Here is a 21,822-nt window from a genome sequence, read left to right on the forward strand (position 1 = left end):
GCCCACCGGTCGCGGCGGAGCCACCAGCAAGTCAATCATTGAACTGATCAACAACCGAGAAGGAGCACGCGCATGACCACCTCCACCCCACTGCTCACCGACAAGGTCGCCGTCGTCACCGGCGCCGGCCAGGGCCTCGGCCGGGCGTACGCCCTGGAACTCGCCCGGCAGGGCGCGGCGGTGGTGGTGAACGATATCGACGCACAGGCCGCCCAGGCGGTCGTCGATGAGATCACCGACGCCGATGGCCGGGCGGTCGCCGCGGTCGCACCGGTCGGCCCGACCAGCACCGCCGATGCCCTGGTGGCGGCCGCCGTCGACAACTTCGGCCGGCTCGATGTGATGGTCACCAATGCCGGGCTGTTGCGCGACAAGGTGCTGTGGAAGATGAGCGACGACGACTTCGACCAGGTGATCGAGGTGCATCTGCGCGGTACCTTCACCTGCGCCCGCGCCGCCGCGATCCGGATGCGGGAACAGGGCGAGGGCGGGCGGATCATCTGCGTCGCCTCCCCCGCCGGGCAGCGCGGCAACTTCGGCCAGACCAACTATTCCGGTGCCAAAGCCGGCATCGCCGGCATGGTACGAACCTGGGCGATGGAGCTCGCCAAGGCGGGCATCACGGTGAACGCGGTGGCGCCGGTGGCGGCGACGGCGATGACCGAGACCATCCCCTTCCTCGCCGACCACGTCCGCGCGCTCGCCGAGGGCGTACCGCTGCCCGACCAGTTGCGACACGATCTGGGCTTCGGTACGCCGGAGGACGCGGCCGGCCTGATTTCCTTCCTGGCCAGCGATTCCGCGGCCGGGGTCACCGGTCAGGTGATCGCGATCGGTGGGGATCGGGTCGCGCTCTGGTCCCATCCGCAGCTGACCGAGAAGGCGTATCACTCCGGCGGCTTCAGCGCCGAGGACCTGATCGAGATCTGGCCCGGCACCTTCGCCGAGCATCAGGAGTCGGTCGGTGAGGATCTGCCGGAGGTCGCACCCCGATGAGCTATGCACCCGAACTCGATCTCGCGAACCTCAAGGCGATCGATATCCACACCCACGTGGAGATCGACAGCACCGGGCACCGGTCGGTCGACGACGAGCTGATGGACGCCTCCGCGGCGTACTTCAAGGCGACCGACACCCGAACCCCGACGATCGAGCAGATCGCCGACTACTACCGGCAGCGGTCGATGGCCGCGGTGGTGTTCACCGTCGATGCGACGACCGCGCTCGGCCGGCCGCCGAACTCGGTCACCGAGTTGGCCGAGCGGGCCGCGGACCATCCGGACGTGCTGATCCCCTTCGGCTCGGTCGATCCGTGGGCACCGGATGCGGTGGAACGCGTCGGACTGCTCGTCGAGCAGTACGGAGTGCGCGGATTCAAGTTCCATCCCGGCGTCCAGGCTTTCCGGCCCAACGAGGAACGGTTCGCGCCGATCTATGCAGCGATCGCCGCGGCCGGCGTACCGGCGCTCTTCCACACCGGGCAGACCGGGATCGGGGCCGGGCTGCCGGGCGGCCGCGGCATCAAGCTGCACTACAGCGATCCGCTGCTGCTCGATGACGTGGCCGCCGACTTCCCCGACCTGACGCTGATCATGGCGCACCCGGCAGTGCCCTGGGTGGACGTGCAGATCTCGATCGCCACCCACAAACCGAATGCGTTCATCGACCTGTCCGGCTGGTCACCGAAATACTTCCCGCCGCAGCTGGTCCGGGCCGCCAACTCACTGCTGCAGGACAAGGTGCTGTTCGGCACCGACTTCCCGCTGATCAGCCCGGACCGCTGGCTCGCCGACGCCGAACGCCTGGACTTCAAACCCGAGGTGCTGCCCAAGCTCCTCAAGGACAACGCGCTGCGGGTGCTCGGCCTGCGGCAGGAGGGATGACCATGACCACCGAGGTTGCCGATGTGACCGAACTGGAGGCGCTCGCCGGCTCCGACCTGGGCACCACCGACTGGCTGAGTGTCGATCAGCAGCGGATCCAGCTGTTCGCCGACGCCACCGACGATCAGCAGTGGATCCACACCGATCCGGAGCGGGCCACGAAGGAGAGCCCGTTCGGCGGGCCGATCGCCCACGGCTATCTGACGCTGTCACTGCTGATCCCGCTGTGGAGCAGCCTGTTGGTGGTACGCAGCCAGAAGCAGGCGGTCAACTACGGGCTGAACAAGGTCCGCTTCGTCTCCCCGGTACCGGCCGGTGCCCGGATCCGGTTGCGCGGTGTGCTGAACGAGGTGACCCGGTTGCCGAACAACGGCGCCCAGATGACGGTGGCCGCCACCATCGAGCTCGAGGGCTCCGACCGCCCCGCCTGCGTCGCCGAGGCCATCTTCCGGGTGTACGAGTAACCCGCCCGCTGGTTGAGCGAGGGAGGTACGAGCGAGTCGAAGCCACCCCGCTCACGTCGGTTGAGCGAGCGAGGTACGAGCGAGTCGAAACCACGGCCTCTGGGTGACGATGGTTTCGACTCGTCGCTGCGCTCCTTGCTCAACCAACGTGGAGGGGACCGCTGCGCTCCTCGCTCAACCAACGGCGGGGGAGGTTCATCTCGAGACGCCAGAAGGCGTCACGAGACCCCAGTTGCAGTAGGGGTCTCGTGACCGTCCTTGGTGTCTGGCGGCACTTTCTGGTGTCTCGTGCGGGATGGTTTCGACTCGTCGCTGCGCTCCTCGCTCAACCAACGTGGGAAGAGCTGCGCTCCTCGCTCAACCAACGTGGGAAGCGCTGCGCTCCTCGCTCAACCAACGTGGGGAGGGGCTCATCTCGACACGCTCGCTGCGCGAGCTGCTCGATGAGGGTGGGGGTCAGTGGCGGGCGAGTTCGCCGTCGACGGTGCGCAGCAGGTTCAGCGGGTTGCCGTCGCGGAGGGCTTCGGGGAGCAGGGCCTGCGGGACATCCTGGTAGCAGACCGGACGCTGGAAGCGGCGGGCGGCGGTGATCCCCACGCTGGTGTGGATCGAGCCGACGGTGGCCGGGAACGGGCCGCCGTGCTGCATCGCCCAGCTCACCGCGACACCGGTCGGCCAGGCGTTCCAGATCACCCGGCCGGCCCGCTCGGACAGCAGCGGCAGCAGCTTGCCCGCCAGCTCGGTGTCGGCTTCGCTGCCCTGCACCGTGCAGGTCAGCTGGCCCCCGAACTCGGCCGCCAGCTTCAACAGCTCCTGCTCATCGGCGTACTCGACGATGATCGACAGCGGGCCGAAGCACTCGGTCATCAGCTCCTCGCGCTGGCCGAGGAACTCGGGCACGGTGGTGGCGAGCAGCGTCGGGCTGGCCTGCTCGTCGGTCTCGGTACCGGCGGTCAGCACCTGCACGGCGCCGTTCTCGCGGCGGCTGGCCGCGCCCTCGGCGTACCCGCTGTAGACGCGGTCGTTGAGCATCTGGGCCGACCCGACCTCCGCGGTCGCCTGCGCGAGCTTCTCGGACAGGCCGTGCCCGGCGGGCAGCAGCAGGATGCCGGGGCTGGTGCAGAACTGGCCGACGCCCAGGCTCATCGAGCCGACGTAGCCACTGATCAGCTCATCGGGGCGATCGGCCAGCGCGCCCGGCAGCACGAAGGCCGGGTTGGTGCTGCCCAGCTCGCCATAGAACGGGATCGGGTCGGGCCGGGTGGCGGCGATCCGGTGCAGCGCGGTCCCGGCGCCCTCCGACCCGGTGAAGCCACCCGCCCTGATCCGGCGATCCTTGAGCGCGTCCGTGCCGACCTCGACGCCCTCGATGAGTTGCAGGATCCCGGCCGGGGCGCCGGCCGCCTGCATCGCCGCGGCCGCGACCTGGGCGGTACGCCGGGAGGTCTCGGGATGGCCGGGGTGCGCCTTGGCGACCACCGGGCAGCCGGCGGCCAGCGCGGAGGCGGTGTCCCCGCCGCAGACGCTGAACGCGAACGGGAAGTTGGAGGCGCCGAAGACCAGCACCGGGCCGAGGCCGACCAGTTCGCGGCGCAGATCCGGTCGCGGCGGGGTCTGCTCGGGGTCGGCGGAGTCCAGGATGTATTCCGACAGCCAACCGCTCTCCAGCGCGTCGGCGAACATCCGCAGCTGGCCGGAGGTACGCCCGACCTCGCCGGTCAGCCGTGCCTCGGGCAGGTGGCTCTCCTTGATCGCCAGCGGCACCAGTTCTTCGCGGTGCGCATCCAGGGCGTCGGCCGCGGCGCGCAGCCAGCCGGCCCGGGTCGCCGGGGCGGCCGCCGACAGGACGGGCGCGGCCTCGGTGGCGGCGTCGAGGATCTGGTCGAGTTCGGTGCTGGTGGTGTCGGTCATCGCATCTCCTCTGGTGGTTCGGTTTCTGTGGCTTCTGGTGTGGCTTTCGATGTGGCTTCGACTCGCTCGTTCCTCGCTCGCTCAGCCACCGTGAGGGGGCCGCTCAGCCGACGGGAGGGCGTTCGCCCCGGCACAGGGCGCTGAACGGCTCGCGGCCGAGGGCGACGGTATTGGTCAGGCTGCCGAGTCCGGCGATCTCGATGGTGATCACATCGCCCTCCTGCAGCGCGAAATCCAGTTCCGGCACGATCCCGGTGCCGGTGGACAATGCCACCCCGTCGGGGAACTCACACCCCCGGAACAGCCACTCCAGCAGGTCGGCCGGTCGGCGGGCGAGCTGGGTGGTGCTGGTCTCACCGCTGAACACGACGTTACCCGCCCGCTCGATCCGCATTCCGATGGCCAGGTTCGTCGGTTCCCCGACCCCGGTGAGCAGGGTGATCCGCGGCGCCAGCGCCATCGCCCCGGCGTACACCTTGGCCTGCGGGATGTAGACCGGATTCTCCCCCTCGATCGAGCGCGAGCTCATGTCGTTGCCGATCCCCAGGCCGACCAGTTCACCGGCCGCGTTGGCATAGAGCACCAGTTCGGGTTCGGGCACGTCGTGGCCGGAGTCGGCGCGGATCCCGACCGGCTCACCGTCGGTGACCACCCGCCAGGCGGGTGCCTTGCCGAACAGCTCGGGCCGCTCGGCGGCGTACACCTTGTCATAGACCGACGCCTCGGTGGACTCCTCCATCCGCGCCCCCATCGAGCGGGCATAGGTGACACCGGCGCACCACACCTCACCGCGGCCGTCCAACGGCGGCAGCAACCGGGTCACCGTGAGCTCATCGCCCGGATTCTCCACCAGTGAAAGGATCCGTGACAGGGGCAGCGCGAGCAGCTCGGCCATCGAATCGACCGGCAGAGCGTGTACGCCGTCAGCGGTCGCGACGCCGATGCGTACGCCGCCCGGGGTCTCGGCCCGGACCAGGCTGGTTGGGTCGGTCATGGGAATTCCTTGTCTGGGTTGGGGAATGTGGCTTCGACTCGCTCGTTCCTCGCTCGCTCAGCCAACGGTGGAGAGGATCACATGCTGGTGCCGAGCAGGCCGCGGGTGACCTGGAAGCCGAGATTGCCGGTCCGCAGCACGGCGGCGCGGCCGCGGCCGGAAGCGGCGTCGGCGATCAGTCCGAGCGCACCGGCGGCCTGCGCCGTGGCGTCACCGGTGAGGACCCCGTCCAGGTCGCCGAAGCAGACCTCCTCGGTGGCCGGGTCGGCGGTCACCTGCAGCACCGGTACCAGCCGCTCACCGGTCAGCGTGCCACCGGTGACGTGCACCAGCAGCTGCTGCACCCCGGTCGCAGCCAGCCCGGAGGCGGTTTCGGTCCAGTCGTGGGTCGGGTTCCGCATCACCTGCCAGCCCGGTTCGGTCGGCTGTTGGCCGTGCGCCAGCGTCGGCTCGACCGGATCGGTGCTGCCGAACGCAACCCGGCGGAACTCGGGATCGGCCAGCAGGGCGCTCGTCGCCGGCAGCACCACCGTGCCCCCGGCGGCGACGATCCAGCCGCCGAGGATCGCCAGCGCCTGCACGGTCGCCGGCCGCATCGCACCACGGGCGTCCAGACCGAGCGACAAGGCGCCCAGCTCGGCCGGTTCGCGGTCGGGGGAGTCGACCGCGGCGGCCGCCTCGGTGAACCAGTCCTCCGCCTTGCCGGTGACCTGGCCGATGCCGCCGTCGAGCTGGATGCTGGCCCAGCCGAACCGCGTCGGATCCAGACCGCGGGCCAACACGGCGTTGCGGAACCAGTCGTTGTGGGTCTTCTCACAGCCGTGCTCGACGAGCAGTGCGAGCAGCACGTTCGGGTGCAGCAGGTGCCCGAGCATGATCCGCTCGTAGGTGTCCACCACCGCCCCGCCGGAGACCCCGCAGCCCTCGGTGTGCGGCAGCGCGCAGGCCCGGTCGATGACCGGCCCGGCCCAGCGTTCGGCCTGTTCGGAGAGCCCGAGCCCGACCTGGCCGGAGCACAGGCTGGTCGGCAGCACCAGGCCGATCCGTTCGGTGGCCCAGCGGCCGTCGATCCGGTGGAGGCGCAGCTCGACCGCCGGCGCCGGGGGCAGCGCGGCGACTGCCTCCGGGGTGACCGGCAGCGGTTCCCCGGGCAGCGGACGGTCGGCGAGCTCGGCGGGCAGATCCTCGGTACGCCGGGCGATCCGGCCGTCGACCGAGATCGAGACGCCCGCGACCGGGCCGGTCTGGCGCCAGTTCCGCCAGATCGAGACCTGGCTCTGTCCGGTGCGCTCCCCCGCGCTCGGGGTGCCGGAGGCGATGGCCAGGGTCTGCGCTAACACCTCGGCGGTCAGCTCGGCCATCGGTTCGCCATCGAGATAGCGGCCGGCGTTGACGTCCATCTCGTTGTTCATCAGCTCGAAGCGGCCGGTGGTGGTGACGTATTTCATCGTTGGGACGAAGGGAAAGTTGGTGATCGAACCATTGCCGGTGGTGAAGTGGATCATCGTGCAACCGCAGCCGATCTGCCCGGCCACCGACTCCAGGTCGTTGCCCGGGGAGTCCATGAACACGTAACCGCCGTGTCGGATCGGCCGGCCGTAGTCGACGACCTCGTCCAGGCGTACCTGCCGGGCCAGCTTGCGCGCGGCACCGACCGATTTCAGCACGATGTTGTAGAGACCGCGGTAGACGTTGCCGCCGGACGGATTGCCCTCGGCGGTGTGCCCGTGCCAGGAAACCCTTTCCTTGAAGGTGTTCACGCGATCCACGAAAGCCCGCGCCACCTCCGCGGAGCGGACGTTCTTCAGCACATAGGGTTCGGCGCCGATCAGCTCGTCGGTCTCGGCGATCACCGCGGTACCACCGTGCCGGATCAGCTCCGCGGACACATTGCCGAGCAGGGGGTTGGCGCTCAGCCCGGAGAAGGCGTCCGAACCGCCGCACTGCAACGCGAGCGACAACGCGGCCGCGGGCTGCGGCGTACGCTCGGCGCGGACCTTTTCCAACCACGGTTCGACGATCGCCTGCGCACGATCCAGGTCGGCGGCGAAGGATCCGCTGCGGGTGAAGGTCTCCACGATGCCGGTCGGTGCCGGATAGTCGCCTGCGCGCAGGTGTTCCAGCACCTCGGCGCTGGTCAGCGCGGCGCCCTCGGTGTCGACCAGCAGGATCGCGGCCACGTTGGGGTGGCCGACCGAGCCGGCCAGCACCGACAGCACGAACTCGGCGTTGTTGGGGCGGGTGTCCTCCCCGGCCTCGGTGTGCGCGAGCGCGACCACACCGTCGAAGCCCTCGGCTTCCCGACCGGCGAATCGCTTGGCCAAAGCGGTCGCGAAACTGGCGCCGCGGGAGGTCACCCCGCAGATGACGATGTGGTTGCGGGTGCCGACGCGGCCGTCGCCGCGGTCGTAACCCGGGAAGGTCGCCGGCTGCTCCACCGGTGGCACCTGCTCCCCGACGACCAGCGCGGATTCGTCGAACTGGTAGGGATCCAGCGGCACGTTGGCCGCCGACGCCACCTCCGGGAGCCCCTCGACGCCCCGGTCCTTCAACAGGGCGAGGGACTGGTCGGTGCAGACGTAGTCACCGGGGGACAGGTCGCGTACCGCGGTCGCGAAGGGGGTGAGCCAGGAGGTCAGCGGGCCACCGGCCGGGATCGGCGCGATCACTAAGCGGTGCCCCTCCATCACCAGGTGCGGCAGGGTGATGGGCTTCGACTCGCTCGTACCTCGCTCGCTCAGCCGGCGTACCTCACCAGGAATCGCGATCTGTGTACCGGCCGGGATGTCCGCCACCGCGACCGCACAGTTGTCACCGGGCTCGGGAACGACGGCGAGACTGTCCAACGGTTCGGCCATCTCAGTTCTCCTTGCCCCAGCGCAACAGGAAGATGTCGCGCCGCTGTGCCAACTCCACCAATTTGCGCCTGGTGTCGGGGTGCACGGTGCCGCCGGGGTGGCGCATCGTGTCGTGGGCGATCACGCCGGCCTCGACGAGCAGCACCTTGACCGCGGCCTGGGCGACCTGGCGGTTCTCGTAGTGGATCAGCGGCAGCAGTCGCTCCCAGGTGTGTTCGGCCAGATCCCGTTCCCCCGCATGGAAATCGGCGATCAGGCCGTGCAGCTCGTGCGGCAGGGTGGCCGAGGACATGCAGCCCACCGCTCCGGCCTCCAGGTCGGGGATCAGGGTGATCGCCTCCTCCCCGTCGAACAGACCGGGCAGGTCGGGCGCCAGCTCGCCGAGCGTGCGCAGGGTGGCGGCGGCGCGGGCGGTCTCCACCTTCACCGCCTGCACACCGGGTACCTCGCGGGCGATCCGGGCGAGCAGTTCCGGTGCCAGCAGGGTCGGGCTCATCGGCGCGTCCTGGACCATGATCGGGACGTCGATGGCCGCTGCGACCCGGGCGAACCAGTCGACCACGTCATCGGCACCGACCCGCATGCTGGCACCCACGAACGGCGGCATCAGCATCACCATGTCGGCGCCCAGGTCCTGGGCGCGGCGGGAGCGTTCGGCGGCGATCCGGCTGCTGAAGTGGCTGGTGGTGACACAGGCCGGTACCCGGCCGTCGAGGTGCGTCATCGCGGTCTCGAGCACCTGGTCGCGCTCGGCGTCGGAGAGGGCGTACTGCTCGGAATAGTTCGCGAGCAGGCAGACCATGTCGGAGTCGGCGTCCACCAGATAGTCGAGCACCCGGCGCAGCCCGGGCAGGTCGAGCGCCTCGTCGGCGTCGAAGATGGTCGGTACGACCGGGATCACCCCGGCGGCGGGAACGGTCATCGGGCGGGCTCCTCGGCTCGGATCTGCGCGGCACGGACAGTAGCCTGATTCGAAATTTCGAACTACGTTTGGGATATCGAATGAAAGGATCGCCCGGTGGTCGAACCAGTGTCAAGGACCCGGCTCACGCCGGCGGTGTTGCGCAGCCTGGACATCCTCGAGCTCTTCCTCGATCACCACGACGGGCTGACCGGGGCCGAGGTGGCCCGGCTCACCGGGCATCCGCGGGCGTCGGTGCACGAGTTGTTGGCGACCCTGGTGGCCCGGGGCTATCTGAGCCGGGCCGGGCAGACCTATCGGCTCGGCGTGTGCACCCTGCAGCTCGGCAACGCCTATCGGGAATCGATCCGGCTGCCCGAACTGGCCCGCCGGGTGGCCACCGAACTCGTCGCCGAGTGCGGTGAGACGATCAACGTCGGCGTGCTCAGCGGCCGCGACGTGGTCTATCTGGTGAAGGTCGATTCACCGCACCCGGTGCGCATGGTCTCCAGCCCGGGCGGACGGGTGGCGGCGGCCGGTACCAGCGTGGGCAAGATGCTGCTGGCCTCGGTGGAACCCGCCGAGCTCGACGTCCTGCTGGCCGCCGGCTGGCCCGCGCTCACCGAACGCACCATCACCGATCCGCAGCTGCTGCGGGCCCAGCTCACCGCGGCCCGCCGGGACGGGATCGCCCACGAGTCCGGGGAGTCCACCCCCGAGGTGAGCTGCGCCGCCGCCCCGGTCCGCGACGATTCGGGCCGGGTGGTCGCGGCGATCAGCGTCGCGGTCCCCGACTCGCGCTGGGAGCAGCGGCCAACGGATCACTGGGATGGGGTGGTACGCCGCGGTGCGGAGTCACTGTCGCGGCTGCTCGGGTACGTCGAGCCCGCGGCCGGCTGATGTCGACAGGCGATGTTGACGGGCGTGGACAGAGTTCAGATCGGACCGGTCAGGCGGTGCCGCCCGCGACCGGCGGCTGCGGCGGCTGACCGGGTGCGGCGACCTCCTGCACGGCGTGCCCGCCGAACTGGTTGCGCATCGCGGCGACCATCTTCATCGCCGGCGAATCCTCCTGCTGGGACACGAAACGCGCATAGAGGGCGTCGGTGATGGTCGGCAGCGGTACGCCGAGTTCGATCCCGGCCTCGACGGTCCAACGACCCTCACCGGAGTCCGCGGCGTACCCGCGGATCTTGTCCAGGTGCTCGTCGGAATCCAGTGCCGCGACCGCGAGATCCAGCAGCCAGGACTTGATCACCGAACCCTCGCGCCAGGAGTTGAAGGTCTCCCGCACCGAGGTGACGTGACCGGCCGCCTCGAGCAGCTCCCAGCCCTCGGCGTACGCCTGCATGATCGCGTACTCGATGCCGTTGTGCACCATCTTGGCGAAGTGCCCGGCGCCATGATCCCCGGCGTGCACGAAGCCGTAATCGCCGGCCGGCTTGAGGGAATCGAAGATCGGCTGGACCTTGGCGACCACCTCGTCCTTGCCGCCGACCATCAGCGCATAGCCGTTCTTGATGCCCCAGACGCCGCCGGAGACACCGCAGTCGAGGTAGTCGATGCCCTGCTTGGCGAGCTTCTCGGCCCGCGGGCCGTCGTGGGTCCACTTGGAGTTGCCGCCGTCGATGATCACATCGCCGTCACCGAGCACCCCGGCCAACTCATCGATGACCTGATCGACGACCTTGTCGGGCACCATCACCCAGACGACCTTGGGCTGATCGTCGAGCTTGCTGGCCAGCTCCGCCAGATCCTTGACATCGGAGAGCTCGGGGTTGGTGTCGTAACCGACGATCGTGTGCCCGGCCTGGCGCAGGCGGTCGCGCATGTTGCCGCCCATCTTGCCGAGTCCGATGAGTCCCATCTGCATGCTGAAGCTCCTTAGGTGTGTACGCCGGGTCCACCCTAGCGAGGCGCCGATTTCGGTGGACGCCGGTGGCGGGTGAGAATGGGTGGACACCGACCCCCACCGGCCGAGACCCGGGCGGCCAAGGCGACACCTCGTTGACGCGCGTTCGTCACCTCGACCGCCTAGCCTGCGCCAGAGCCCGATGGTGGTCGGAGTCGAAGGCGTGTGAGGGAAGTTGCTGGCAGTGTTTCGGAGTTCTGATGTTGACCGGGTGGCGGGGATGTTCCGCTACCTCGCGGCCCTGGAACGCCTCCGGCTGACCCCGGTGCGCACCACCCGGGCATACGCCGACACCGCGGACGGCCGGGTCGTGGCGCTGCCCGGACTGCGGGACACCGACGATCCCACCACCCCGCTGCTGGTCGCCGGCCGTGGCGATGCCGCGCACGAGACCCTCTTCGCGAGCGCGCTGGAGCACGCCGCCCGGCCCGAGGAGCTCGAGCTGGTGCTGGCGCTCGGGCTGGTACGCCGCAGCGGCCCGCCCGCGGTCGCGCGGCATGCCGTGACGATTCCCGCCCGGCTGGTGACCGATGCCGACAGCGGGCGGGTGTCGCTGTTCACCGACGGTGACCCGGTGCCCGAACTGCGCAGCTTCCTCGATCCGCGGGACTGGCCCGATGCGGGCACCGACTGGGAACAGCGGGTGCGGACGAGCCGCGGTGGCTGGGCCCAGCTGGTTCCGCTGCTCGCCGACCTCGACGCCGAGCCGGAACCCACGCTGGTGCTGCGCCGCCGTGGCCAGCAGGGGATCGCCACCGTGCTGGAGCAGATCGCCGAGCGGATCGTCCGCGACGACCGGGTACCCGACGGGCTGGGGCCGCTGCTCGACCCGGATCGGGTGCCGCCGCCGGTCGGGACCCGGCAACGATCCCCGGGTGAGGGCGCGTTCGTCGAGGTGGCCGGGGATCCGTTCGGGCCGCTGCCGCTGAACGCGGCCCAGCGCCGGGTGCTGCAACGGGTCGACAACCAGGCCCAGGTGGTGGTCCAGGGACCGCCCGGTACCGGCAAGACGCACACCATCGGCGCCCTGGTCAGTCACCTGCTCGCCCAGGGTCAGCGGGTGCTGGTCACCGCGCCCACCGACCGGGCCCTGACCCAGCTCCGGGCCCAGTTGCCGGCACCGCTGCGGGCGCTGGCGGTGAGCGTGCTGGGCACCGCCGAGGCCGAACTCGACGAACTCACCGAGGCGGTCCGGCGGCTCGCCGACGAGGCCGCCCACGACGATCCGGACGCCCGGACGGCCCGGATCCGGCAGCTGCACGGCGACCTGGACCGGCTCGGTGCCGAGCGCGCGACCTGTCTCGATGCCCTGGTCGCCGCCCGCGCCGCCGAGACCGTCGAGGTCCCCGAATCGGGTCGCCCTGGCACCCTGGCCGAGGTGGTCGGCTGGCACCGCGAGCACCTGGACCGGTACGGCTGGGTGCGCGAGTTCTTCGACCCGCAGCGCTCCTGGTCCCCGGTCGGCGGTGCGGACCTGCTCGGTCATCGGCGCGCCGCGCGGGGGGCCGCCGCGCAGGCCGAACAGGCCGACGGGGAACTGCAGCGTCGGCACCAGGCGGCCCGCCGCCGGGCCGAACGCCATCAGAACCCGGGCCTGCAGCGCTGGCTCCCCGGGTTGCGCGCGATGTCGCCGGTGCAGCGCCGGGATTTCGCGGCCACCCTCACCGACCTGCGCAGCCGGATCGCGCAGTTGCGGCAGGCACGCTCCCCGTGGACCACAGCCGCGATCGCCTCGGTGCTCGACGGTGCGACGTCCTGGCGGGCTCGCGCCGCAACGGTCAAGGAGGTGGTGGCCGCGGCCGACCGCCAGGCGGAAGCTCTGGGGCGTACCACTCAGGTCAGGGTGGACGGCCCGACCGACGGCCTGCTGGAGCTGGTCACCGGCGCCCGGGACTACGCCGGTGACCACAGGATCCGGCTCGGCGCCGACGGCCGGATCCGGACCGGGATGTTCACCGGCCGGACCCTGCGCACGGTCGCCCCGGAGCTGGAACGGGTCCGCCTCGACGGCCGGGTGCCGACCACCCCGGCCCAGCTCGACCAGGTGATCGCCTATCTCGAGCTGGAGCGGTTGCTCACGCTGGCCGATGACCAGTGGGAGGAGCAGGCACCGACGACGGCGGACTGGCGGACTCGGTTGGATCACCACCGCCTGGAACGGGACCGGCTGGTCGAGCTGGTCCGGATCGCCGACGAGCTCGGCGGGATCGACGACTTCGCGGCCTCTCGCGGCTGGCCGAAACCGGACTGGACCGAGTTCCGCAGTGGCCAGGAACTGCTCGATGCGATCGCCGCCATCCCCGATCTGGACCATGAGCAGGCGATCGCCCGGGAACTGGCCCGCAGCCAGCAGGAGACCGACCGCGGCCGGGACCGGCTCGCCGGTGAGGTGATCGACTGGAACCCGCGTCTGGCGGCCGCGCTCGGCGCTGCCGACGAATCGCAGGATGCTGTGTGGGAACAGCGATTGCGGGAGTTCGACTCGGCCTGGGCGTGGGCGCGTACCGATCACTGGTTGCGGCATCGCGGCGGCGCCGACAGCGAGGGTGTCCGCGAACGGCTGGACACCCTGGATGCGGCGATCATCGGATGCGTCGCGGAGCTGGCGGCGGAGCGGGCCTGGCAGCACGCGGTGGAACGACTCACCCCCGCCGCCCGCGCGGCGCTGACGGCGTACGCCCAGCAGGTCCGGTTGCTGGGCCGCGGTACCGGCAAGCACGCCGCCCGGATGCGCCGCGAGATCCGGGAGCTGCTGGCCACCGCACGCGGCGCGGTGCCGGCCTGGATCATGCCGCTCTACCGGGTGGCCGAGCAGGCCGAGGTCACCGAGAACGCCTACGACGTGGTGATCGTCGACGAGGCGTCCCAGGCCGGCCTCGACGCGGTCTTCCTGCAGTACCTGGCGCCGCGCGTGGTGGTGGTCGGCGACGACAAGCAGGTCTCCCCGGCCGGGGTGGGCCAGGACCGGGACCAGCTCCGCGCGCTGGCCGCCGAACACCTCGGCGAGGATCCGCTGGCGAAGCTGTGGACCAACCCGATGCGCTCGCTGTTCGACGAGGCGACACTGCGCTTCGGCAGCCGCCAGGTGCTCACCGAGCACCGGCGCAGCGTCCCGGAGATCATCGAGTTCTCCAACCAGATCGCGTACGCCGCGGAGGGCATCCGGCTGCAACCGGTACGCCAGTTCGGGCCGCTGCCGCCGTTCCGGACGGTCGCGGTGGCTGATGCCAGCCTGAGCCGGGGCAATGTGAACGCGGCCGAGGTCGATGCGGTCGTCGCCGAGGTGTGCCGGCTGATCGCCGACCCGGGCTATGCCGGCATGAGCATCGGTGTGGTCAGCCTGCTCGGCCAGGAGCAGTCCCGCGCGATCGCCACCCGGTTGCAGCACGAGCTGCCGGCCGAGGTGTGGAGCGAACGCCGGTTGCAGGTCGGCGAGCCGCCGGCCTTCCAGGGCAGCGAGCGGGACGTGATGGTGGTCTCGATGGTCGCCGCGCCCTCGGAGCGACTGGTCGCCCAGACCCGCGAGGTGGCGGTGCAGCGGTACAACGTGGCCATCTCCCGGGCCCGCGACCAGGTGGTGCTGGTGCACTCCGTCGGGCTCGACGACCTGACCAACCCCGAGGATCTGCGCCGGCAGTTGCTGGAGCACGCGCTCGAGGTCGAGGCCCGGGCCGGGGCCGGATCGGGCGCGCCGGTGGCCGGGGAGCTGACCGCGGCGGTCGGCGATGCGGTGCTCGTCCCGCCGTTCACCTCGCTGCTGCAGCAGCGGGTGGCCGATGCGGTGCTGGAACAGGGGTACCGGGTCACCGCCGGGGAGGTGGTGCAGCGCCAGCAGCTCGATCTGGTGGTGCACGGCACCCGCGGGCGGATCGCGGTGGACTGCGAGTCGGTCCAGTGGCCGGGCGCCGCGGCGTACCGGGCCGAGCTCGCGGGTCGCCGGGATCTGGAGCGCGGCGGGTGGCGGTTCGTGCGGATCGCCGAGTCGGCGTGGGCCGCGGATCCGGCGGCGGCGCTGCAGCCGTTGTGGGAGGCCCTCGGGATCGCCGGGATCGAACCGGTGACCCAGCCGGCGCCGGCGGCCTCGCGGGCGGCCGGGCTGGAGGAGTACCGGGTGTTCACCGGGCCGGTGTCGGTGAGTGACGATCTGTCGGTGGTGCTGCGCGAGCTGGTTGCGGTCGAGGGCCCGGTGGTCGGGCAGCGGTTGGCTGAGGCGTACGCCGGGGCGGCCGGGCTGCGGCGGGTCGATTCGGTGCTGGTGGGCCGGCTGGGCGAGGCGCTGGCCGCGATGGTGTCGGCGGGGGTGCTGGTCGCCGACGATCCGCGCGGCAGCGACGACTGGCGGGAGCGGGTGTACCGGTTGCCGTCCCAGCCCGAGGCCCGGGCCAGGCGACTCGGGCCGCGGCGGCTGGCGCTGATCCCGCTCTCGGAGGCGGCGCTGCTGCTCGATCTGGTGACCGCCCGGCGCCCGGCCGCGGCCGAGGAGGAGCGGTTCCTGGCGGTGCTGGAGCACTGGGGCCTGCCCCGGCGGCTCAGCGAAAGTGCCCGGGAGTACCTGCGGACCGCCGACCGGCTGGGCTGACTCGAGGAGCGTGGGTTCTCCCCAGAGTTGTCCACAGCCTGGGGAAAGTTACAAGGGTGTGGTTTGTCGGGGTGGGGAGTCGACTTGGCTACCGTGTGCGGCGTGCCTGAGATTCCTGTCATCCGAACGGTCGCCGAGCTGCGGGCGGTGACCGGGCCGGTCCGCCGGTCCGCCGGCCGGATCGGCCTGGTGGCGACGATGGGCGCCCTGCACGAGGGGCATCTGAGCCTGATCCGGGCGGCCGCGGCCGAGTGCGAGCAGGTGGTCGTGACGATCTTCGTGAATCCGGCGCAGTTCAACGACCCCGGTGACCTGGACGCCTATCCGCGGACCGAGGACGAGGACGTCCGGCTGGCGACCGAGGCCGGGGCGACGGTCATCTTCGCGCCGGGACCGGAGGAGGTCTATCCCCCGGGGTTCGTCACCGCGGTCCGGGTCGGCGGGGTCAGCGAACCGTGGGAGGGCGCGGCCCGCGGGGCCAGTCATTTCGACGGTGTGGCACTGGTGGTGGCGAAGCTGTTCGGGATGGTCACCCCGGATCTGGCCTGGTTCGGCCAGAAGGACGCACAGCAGGTCGCGGTGGTCCGCCGCCTGGTGGCGGACCTGAACATCCCGACCGCGATCCGGGTCGCGCCGACGGTCCGGGAAGCGGACGGTTTGGCGATGTCGAGTCGCAATGTCCGGCTCGATGCCGCCGACCGCGAGGCCGCACTCTCCCTGTCCCGGGGGCTGCGGCTGGTCGCCGATCGGGCGGCCGCCGGGGACACCGATGCGCCGGCGCTGGCACGGGCCGGGCGCGCGGTGGTCGAGCAGGCCGGCGCCGAGGTCGAGTACTTCGCGATCGTCGATCCGGGGACCTTCGCCGAGCTGGATGACGTCGGTGACCGGAACGCCCTGGCGATCGTGGCCGCCCGCGTCGGCCAGGTTCGCCTGATCGACAACTGGGAACTCCCCCGTCACACCTGACTCTTGGTCAAAGACTTCTCCCCAGAGTTATCCACAGCCTGGGGAAAGCTACAAGCGTGTAGTTTGCTCCGGATCTCCGGTCCCTGGGGTCCCTCCGAAACGATGCGTTTCTGCATACACCCCGTAGGCAGACCCGGACCGCCCGCACCGGGTTCAATGAGGGTTGACCATCGCCGCCGCGAACGGTGTCCCCAGCGGACCGAGGCGGACGCCGGCGGTGAGCCGCTGCCAGGTGAAACCAGCCGGGTCGGCCTGCATCGGGCCAGGAGCGAGCGCGACGAGAACCTCAGCGGCCATCGGCTGGTAGTCGCCGCGGAAGTGCACCGAGCTCTTCACCGCCACGATCGCCTGATCCTCGGGGTCGAGGCCGGCCGCACGGATCTGGTTGCGATCCATGATCTGCGCCTTGTGCGCGTTCACCACGACCCGGACGTTGCCATGGCGAAGCAGGCAACTCGGACCGACGGACAACCGGTTGCCGTGCATCATCGGCCCGTCGAAGACCAGTTCTCCGGAGTTGAGCGCCTCCACCTCGAACTCGGTTTCCATCGGCTCGTCCCCCGGTACGCCGGAGCCGGCGAACCGCGCGGTGACGGTCGCACCGACACCGGCTTCGGTCGCGGCGCGAGCCACCTCCGGGTACCAGAGCGCGGCCAGCACGGTTCCCTCGACATCGGCGGCCAGCAGTTCCCGGAGCAACCCGAGACTGGTCGCATCACCGCCGGCGCCCGGGTTGTCCTGGGTGTCGGCGATCACCACCGGACGGCTGCCCTCCGCCACCAGTTCACCGGCGCGGGCCACGGCCCGGTCGGCGGGCAGCGCCTGCAGCACGAATTCCGCCTCGGCGGCAGCGACCCGGCCGGCCAACTCCGCCACCACCCGGCGTACCGCTTCTTCGTCCGGTCCATAACCGAAGACGCACGGCCGGCAGTCTGGAAAGTCGGCGGCGGGGAACCCGGCGGCGAAGGTGAGCACCACCCCCTCCGATTCCAACTCCTCGAGCTCGGCGTACAACCCGCGAGCCGGTTCCAGCAGGGTGCTGCCCGAGTTGATCGGAATGAGGAAGTCCAGCTGCTCCGCCGCGGCGTGCAATCGCCCGCCACCGAGCAGTACCCGCAGTTGTGCGGTGCTGCGCACCCCGGTCTCGGCCATGTCCACATGGGGATAGGTGCGATAGGCGACCATCGCATCGGCGGAGGTCAGCATCAGCTCGGTCACGTTGGCGTGCAGGTCGAGGCTGACCGCGATCGGCACATCCGGACCGACGACGTCGCGGACCCGGCGCAACAGTTCACCGTCACCATCGTCGAAGTCCTCGGTGACCATCGCGCCGTGCAGATCCAGATAGACCGCATCCGGCTGTTCGGTCCGACAGGCTTCCACGATCAACTCGGACACCCGTTCGAAGGCATCGCGGGTGACCGGAGCCGAAGGTGAGGCGGCGCACCAGATCACCGGAACCAGCTCCCACTCCGGGTCAGCCGAGGTGAGGAAACCACCCATCGGGATGTTCACCTCGGCCAGTTCGACGATCTCCACGCCGCGGTGCATCCGCGGAAACCCTTCCCCGTTGACGAAATTCTCCCAACCGGCCGGCGTTCTGGCGAAGGTGTTGGTCTCGTGCAGGAAGCCAGCCACCAGGACGCGCGTCATGTGCTGACCCGCTCCCGCTGCAACACCGTCGAGGGTCTGATCAACAGCAGGGCAATGATGGAAACGACCAGCAGCACGACCATCGCGATCAGACCACCCTGGGTGCTGCCGGTCGCCTGCTTCACCAACCCGATCAGATAGGGCGCGACGAAACCGCCGAGGATGCCGATGGTGTTGATGAAGGCGATCCCACCGGCGGCCGCCGTGCCACCGAAGTGTTCACCGGGCATCGCCCAGAACACCGTGTAGGCACCCCAGACCGCACAGATCGCCACGCACAGCGCCGGGAACGAGACGGCGAAGTTCTTCGCGGAGAAGGCGGCCACCAGCAGGGCAACGGCCGCGACCACGGTCGGTACGATCGCGTGCCAACGCCGCTCCGCGTGGGCATCGGAGCGCCGCGACAACCAGATCATCACCACGATCGTGAACACGTAGGGCACCGCACTGAGCAACCCGACGGTGAAATTGTCGGAAACCCCGTTCTCCTTGAGAATCGTCGGCAGCCAGAAGGTGGCGGCATAGATCCCGCACATGATCCCGAAGTACGCCGCCGCCATGATGTGCACCTGCGGTTGCTTCAGCGCGGTAGCGAAACTGTGCGTCGCCTCGTCCTTGCCCTCACCGACCGCACGGCGCACCACCTGCTTCTCCCGATCGGACAACCAGTCGGCCTGCTCGGGACGATCTGACATCACCTTCCAGAAGATGATGCCCATCACCACGCAGGGCAGGCCCTCGATGAGGAACATCCACTGCCAGCCGGCCAGGCCCCAGACGCCATCGAAGGTGCGGATGATCAGCGCGGACCCGCTGGAGCCGATGATCGACCCGATGGGCCCGGCCAGCATGTAGATACCCATCGCCCGGGCCATCCGCCGGACCGGGTACCAGTAGGTGAGGTAAAGAATGATGCCCGGTGCGAAACCGGCCTCGAAGATGCCGAGGAGGATCCGCAACACATAGAAGGTGGTGAGGTTGTTCACGAACATCATCGCCGCCGAGGTCAGACCCCACAGCACCATGATCCGGGTGATCGTGCGCCGCGCTCCGATCCGGTGCATCAGCAGATTGCTGGGGATCTCGAAACAGGCGTACGCGATGAAGAACAACCCCGCCCCCAGCCCGAAGGCCGCCTCGGTGATCGCCGGAATGTCCGCCTGCATGTGCAATTTGGCGAAACCGATGTTCACCCGATCCAGGTAGGCAAAGGTGTAGCAGAGCAGCAGAAACGGCAGCAGCCGCGCGTCGATGCGCCGCAGTACGGCCCGCTCCTCGCTGCGGTCTCCGGTCGTATCGCTGGTGCTCATTCCGGCCCCCTGGTCGATGAGTTCCGTCGAACCTAGAAGGCGGTGCACGCGATGGCGCCATAGGATGGAGGAGCGTCCCAAATCGGGGTTGCATGACGGAAGCGCCAGTGGTTTCGGAGGTCAGTGACGGATGCGCGGCAACCAGGTGGATGCCACGGATCTGGAGATCGTCGACGCCCTGCAGCACAATCCGCGCGCCAGCTGGGCCGCCGTCGCCCGGGCACTCGGACTGGCCGAGGTGACCGTGGCACGGCGCTGGCGCCTGCTCGAGCAGCAACGCCTGGTCTGGGTCAGCGCCGCACTGCATCCGGAGGTCTCCCTGGGGGCCTTCCTCGAGGTGAGTTGCGAACCGCGAGCGGTGGAACGGATCGCCGCGGCGCTCGCCGAACATCCGGACATGATCACTGTGGGGCGTACCACCGGGGACTTCCAGATCTTCGCGATCCTGCTCGCCGGCGACCTGGCTTCGCTGTTGCAGCGGATCGGGACCGGTCTGCCCGAGCTGGGTGAGGCGGTGCGGGTCCGGCAGAGCCTGTTCCGCCGACTGCACGGAGGGGTGCACTGGCGACAAGGCATCATTCCCGCAGCAGCCGCCGAACAGCTCACCCCCCGGTTGCCGGAGCTGGTGAGCAGCCCGCCGCCGATCTCGGCGGAGGACCGGGCACTGTTCCGCACACTGAACACCGATGGCCGGCTCACCGCCGCCGAGGTCGCCGAACGGATCGGCTCAAGCCGACCGGCGATCACCCGCAGGTTGACCCAGCTGGAGGGGTCCAGGCAGTTGTTGTTCCGCTGCGACGTCGCCCGGCCGCTTTTCGATCTGCCGTTGGGCATGCTGCTGTGGTTACGGGCGCCCGACCGGTTGGCCAGCGAGATCGCCGCAGCCCTCGGCGCCTGGACCGAGACCCGGTTGTGCGCGGTCACCATCGGTTCCAGCAACATCGTGCTGATCGTCGGGCTGCATGACCTGGCCGATGCCGAACAACGGTTGATCCGGATCGCCCAGGATCATCCGCAGGTCGAGGTGGTGGATCGCCGACTGATCACGCGGATGATGAAGGTCTACGGTCGAATCCTCGACGAGCAGGGCCGGGGCGCTCGCGCGGTACCGGTCGATCCGTGGCGACCGGACGCTCCTTCTGCGGCGCGGTGAACCTCGGCAGGGCGACGCCCCGGTGGGGATCAGACGCTGGGACATGCAGTAGTTGGATTCGACCGCACGGTAATCCCAGTCCCACTGGGTTTGATCATGGAAGTTTGGGACTACTGCATGTCCCAGTGCACGCTCAGGAGCAGTCGTCGCAGATGCCGGTGGCCGGGAGTTCGACGAAGCAGGTCGGGCAGACCGGGCGGCGACGCTCCTCGATCGGCGTGGGGCGGGCGGCCTTCGCGGGTCGCGGCGTCCCGGAGGAGGCGCGGGTACCGGTGGTTGCCTTCGCCCGGGTGGTCCGCCGGCGGGCGGGCGCGTCGGGGTTCGGGAGCTTCGCCCCGTAGGCCTTGTGCGCCTCCAGCCGGGCGGCCGAGACGACCGATGAGGGCGCCTGGCCGGGCGGGTCGACGAACTCGGTGAGCCGCGGTTCCCCGGATTCCTGGCAGCGGGTGGCGACCTCCGACAGCACATCGGGCAGCCAGCTCGCGGGCGGCAGGTCGGTGCGGATGCCACTGCGCCGCTGCACCTCATGGGCCACATCGGTGAAGGCGATCGAGCGGCCGTAGCGCGGGGCGATCTCCTCCAGGATGTCGTGCGCGTTCAGCGCCCATTCCCGGGTGGCCTCCCCCGCTGTCACCGGTGTTCGATCAAGTTCCCGCCAGATGCCCGCCACGACTCCAAGCCTAGTCCGCGACACCAGCCCCGACGAACTCGCCGACGCAGCCCCCGTCGGTCGATGGCGTACGGTGGCGCGGTGCCCGCTGACCTGCCGGATCTCGGTCTGCTGTTCGACCTGGCGATGGCCGACGCACGCTCCGGGGCGCTGATCCGCAGCGCCCTGCGCGGGGTCGACCTGACCGCGAGCGAATATGCGGTGACCAGCGTGCTGGCCGACTCCGACGGGCTCACCCCGAGCACGGTCGCCGCCCGGATCGGGCTGCCACGCTCCACCATGACCACCCTGATCGCCGGCCTGGAACGCCGCGGGCTGCTCGCCCGCAGCAGCGCCGCCGATCGCCGCTCGGCCCATCTCTGGCTGACCCCCGCCGGCCGCGTCGTGCACGACCAGGCGGTGGCCGCGGTGATCGCACGCTGGTGGCCGGTACGGGATCGGCTGGATCTCGCCGAGACCCGCCGGCTGGTACGCCGATTCGTCACCGAGGTCGATCGGGAGCTCGAGGCCGAACCCCCGACCGACTGACCGACCGACTGACGGACTGACCAACCGACCGGGCAGGGCG

Annotated in this window: 16 protein-coding genes; 8 read left to right on the forward strand and 8 right to left on the reverse strand. The window is 70.2% G+C overall.

Features of this window, described 5'->3' with window-relative positions; genetic code table 11:
- The first annotated feature begins 72 nt into the window (after positions 1-72).
- The 3 genes from C8D81_RS11140 to C8D81_RS11150 are packed head-to-tail and all read left to right on the forward strand — an operon-like array spanning position 73 to position 2,347.
- Positions 73-996, forward strand: coding sequence for an SDR family NAD(P)-dependent oxidoreductase (locus tag C8D81_RS11140; protein WP_094399672.1), 924 nt, complete (start codon positions 73-75; stop codon positions 994-996).
- The gene (locus C8D81_RS11145; protein ID WP_094399674.1) at positions 993-1,883 is read left to right on the forward strand and encodes an amidohydrolase family protein; all 891 of its coding nucleotides are present in this window, start codon (positions 993-995) and stop codon (positions 1,881-1,883) included. Before C8D81_RS11140 ends, C8D81_RS11145 begins: the two co-directional genes overlap by 4 nt.
- 2 nt (positions 1,884-1,885) lie before the next feature.
- Entirely contained in the window at positions 1,886-2,347 is a 462-nt protein-coding gene (locus tag C8D81_RS11150; RefSeq protein ID WP_324252407.1) for a MaoC family dehydratase, read from the forward strand.
- A 456-nt stretch (positions 2,348-2,803) separates the two neighbouring features.
- On the opposite strand, the gene C8D81_RS11155 is transcribed toward C8D81_RS11150, so the two are convergent.
- The 4 genes from C8D81_RS11155 to C8D81_RS11170 form a co-directional block, all read right to left on the reverse strand.
- Positions 2,804-4,258, reverse strand: a complete 1,455-nt coding sequence (locus C8D81_RS11155) for an aldehyde dehydrogenase (NADP(+)) (protein ID WP_094399678.1) — start codon at positions 4,256-4,258, stop codon at positions 2,804-2,806.
- A 103-nt stretch (positions 4,259-4,361) separates the two neighbouring features.
- Entirely contained in the window at positions 4,362-5,252 is an 891-nt protein-coding gene (locus C8D81_RS11160) for a fumarylacetoacetate hydrolase family protein (RefSeq protein WP_094399680.1), read from the reverse strand.
- Between the two features lie 77 nt (positions 5,253-5,329).
- Positions 5,330-8,110: a UxaA family hydrolase gene (locus C8D81_RS11165; RefSeq protein ID WP_094399682.1), complete on the reverse strand. Its 2,781-nt coding sequence runs from the start codon at positions 8,108-8,110 to the stop codon at positions 5,330-5,332.
- A 1-nt stretch (position 8,111) separates the two neighbouring features.
- Complete coding sequence (locus tag C8D81_RS11170; protein ID WP_094399684.1) at positions 8,112-9,032, reverse strand: dihydrodipicolinate synthase family protein; 921 nt, start codon at positions 9,030-9,032, stop codon at positions 8,112-8,114.
- A 96-nt stretch (positions 9,033-9,128) separates the two neighbouring features.
- Between C8D81_RS11170 and C8D81_RS11175 the strand changes: the two genes are divergently transcribed.
- On the forward strand, positions 9,129-9,911 hold the full coding sequence (locus C8D81_RS11175) for an IclR family transcriptional regulator (protein ID WP_208109220.1): 783 nt from the start codon (positions 9,129-9,131) through the stop codon (positions 9,909-9,911).
- Positions 9,912-9,960: 49 nt separating this feature from the next.
- On the opposite strand, the gene gnd is transcribed toward C8D81_RS11175, so the two are convergent.
- A complete protein-coding gene (gene gnd, locus C8D81_RS11180; RefSeq protein WP_094399686.1) occupies positions 9,961-10,884 on the reverse strand; it encodes a phosphogluconate dehydrogenase (NAD(+)-dependent, decarboxylating) in 924 nt (307 codons plus the stop codon).
- A gap of 259 nt (positions 10,885-11,143) precedes the next feature.
- On the opposite strand from gnd, the gene C8D81_RS11185 reads away from it, so the two are divergent.
- Together C8D81_RS11185 and panC are read left to right on the forward strand one after the other, a co-directional pair.
- Positions 11,144-15,502 (forward strand): AAA domain-containing protein, encoded by a 4,359-nt coding sequence (locus C8D81_RS11185; RefSeq protein ID WP_133626076.1) that lies wholly within the window; start codon positions 11,144-11,146, stop codon positions 15,500-15,502.
- A 102-nt stretch (positions 15,503-15,604) separates the two neighbouring features.
- On the forward strand, positions 15,605-16,468 hold the full coding sequence (gene panC, locus C8D81_RS11190) for a pantoate--beta-alanine ligase (RefSeq protein WP_208109221.1): 864 nt from the start codon (positions 15,605-15,607) through the stop codon (positions 16,466-16,468).
- Between the two features lie 153 nt (positions 16,469-16,621).
- Here panC and C8D81_RS11195 read toward each other — a convergent pair whose 3' ends face one another.
- Together C8D81_RS11195 and C8D81_RS11200 are read right to left on the reverse strand one after the other, a co-directional pair.
- A complete protein-coding gene (locus C8D81_RS11195; protein ID WP_094431462.1) occupies positions 16,622-18,121 on the reverse strand; it encodes a M81 family metallopeptidase in 1,500 nt (499 codons plus the stop codon).
- Positions 18,118-19,431: an MFS transporter gene (locus tag C8D81_RS11200; protein WP_094399692.1), complete on the reverse strand. Its 1,314-nt coding sequence runs from the start codon at positions 19,429-19,431 to the stop codon at positions 18,118-18,120. The genes C8D81_RS11195 and C8D81_RS11200 overlap by 4 nt, the downstream gene beginning before the upstream one ends.
- Before the next feature lie 130 nt (positions 19,432-19,561).
- Here C8D81_RS11200 and C8D81_RS11205 point away from each other — a divergent pair, with 130 nt between their 5' ends.
- A complete protein-coding gene (locus C8D81_RS11205; RefSeq protein ID WP_094431460.1) occupies positions 19,562-20,584 on the forward strand; it encodes an Lrp/AsnC family transcriptional regulator in 1,023 nt (340 codons plus the stop codon).
- Between the two features lie 133 nt (positions 20,585-20,717).
- Here the strand turns inward: C8D81_RS11205 and C8D81_RS11210 are convergent, their stop codons facing one another.
- Positions 20,718-21,254 carry a hypothetical protein gene (locus C8D81_RS11210; protein WP_133626077.1) on the reverse strand — a complete coding sequence of 179 codons (537 nt, stop codon included), beginning with the start codon at positions 21,252-21,254 and terminating at the stop codon, positions 20,718-20,720.
- 81 nt (positions 21,255-21,335) lie between these two features.
- Between C8D81_RS11210 and C8D81_RS11215 the strand changes: the two genes are divergently transcribed.
- Positions 21,336-21,782, forward strand: a complete 447-nt coding sequence (locus tag C8D81_RS11215; protein ID WP_166646770.1) for a MarR family winged helix-turn-helix transcriptional regulator — start codon at positions 21,336-21,338, stop codon at positions 21,780-21,782.
- Positions 21,783-21,822 lie beyond the last annotated feature (40 nt).

This window comes from Enemella evansiae (genome assembly GCF_004362375.1).
GTDB lineage: Bacteria > Actinomycetota > Actinomycetes > Propionibacteriales > Propionibacteriaceae > Enemella > Enemella evansiae.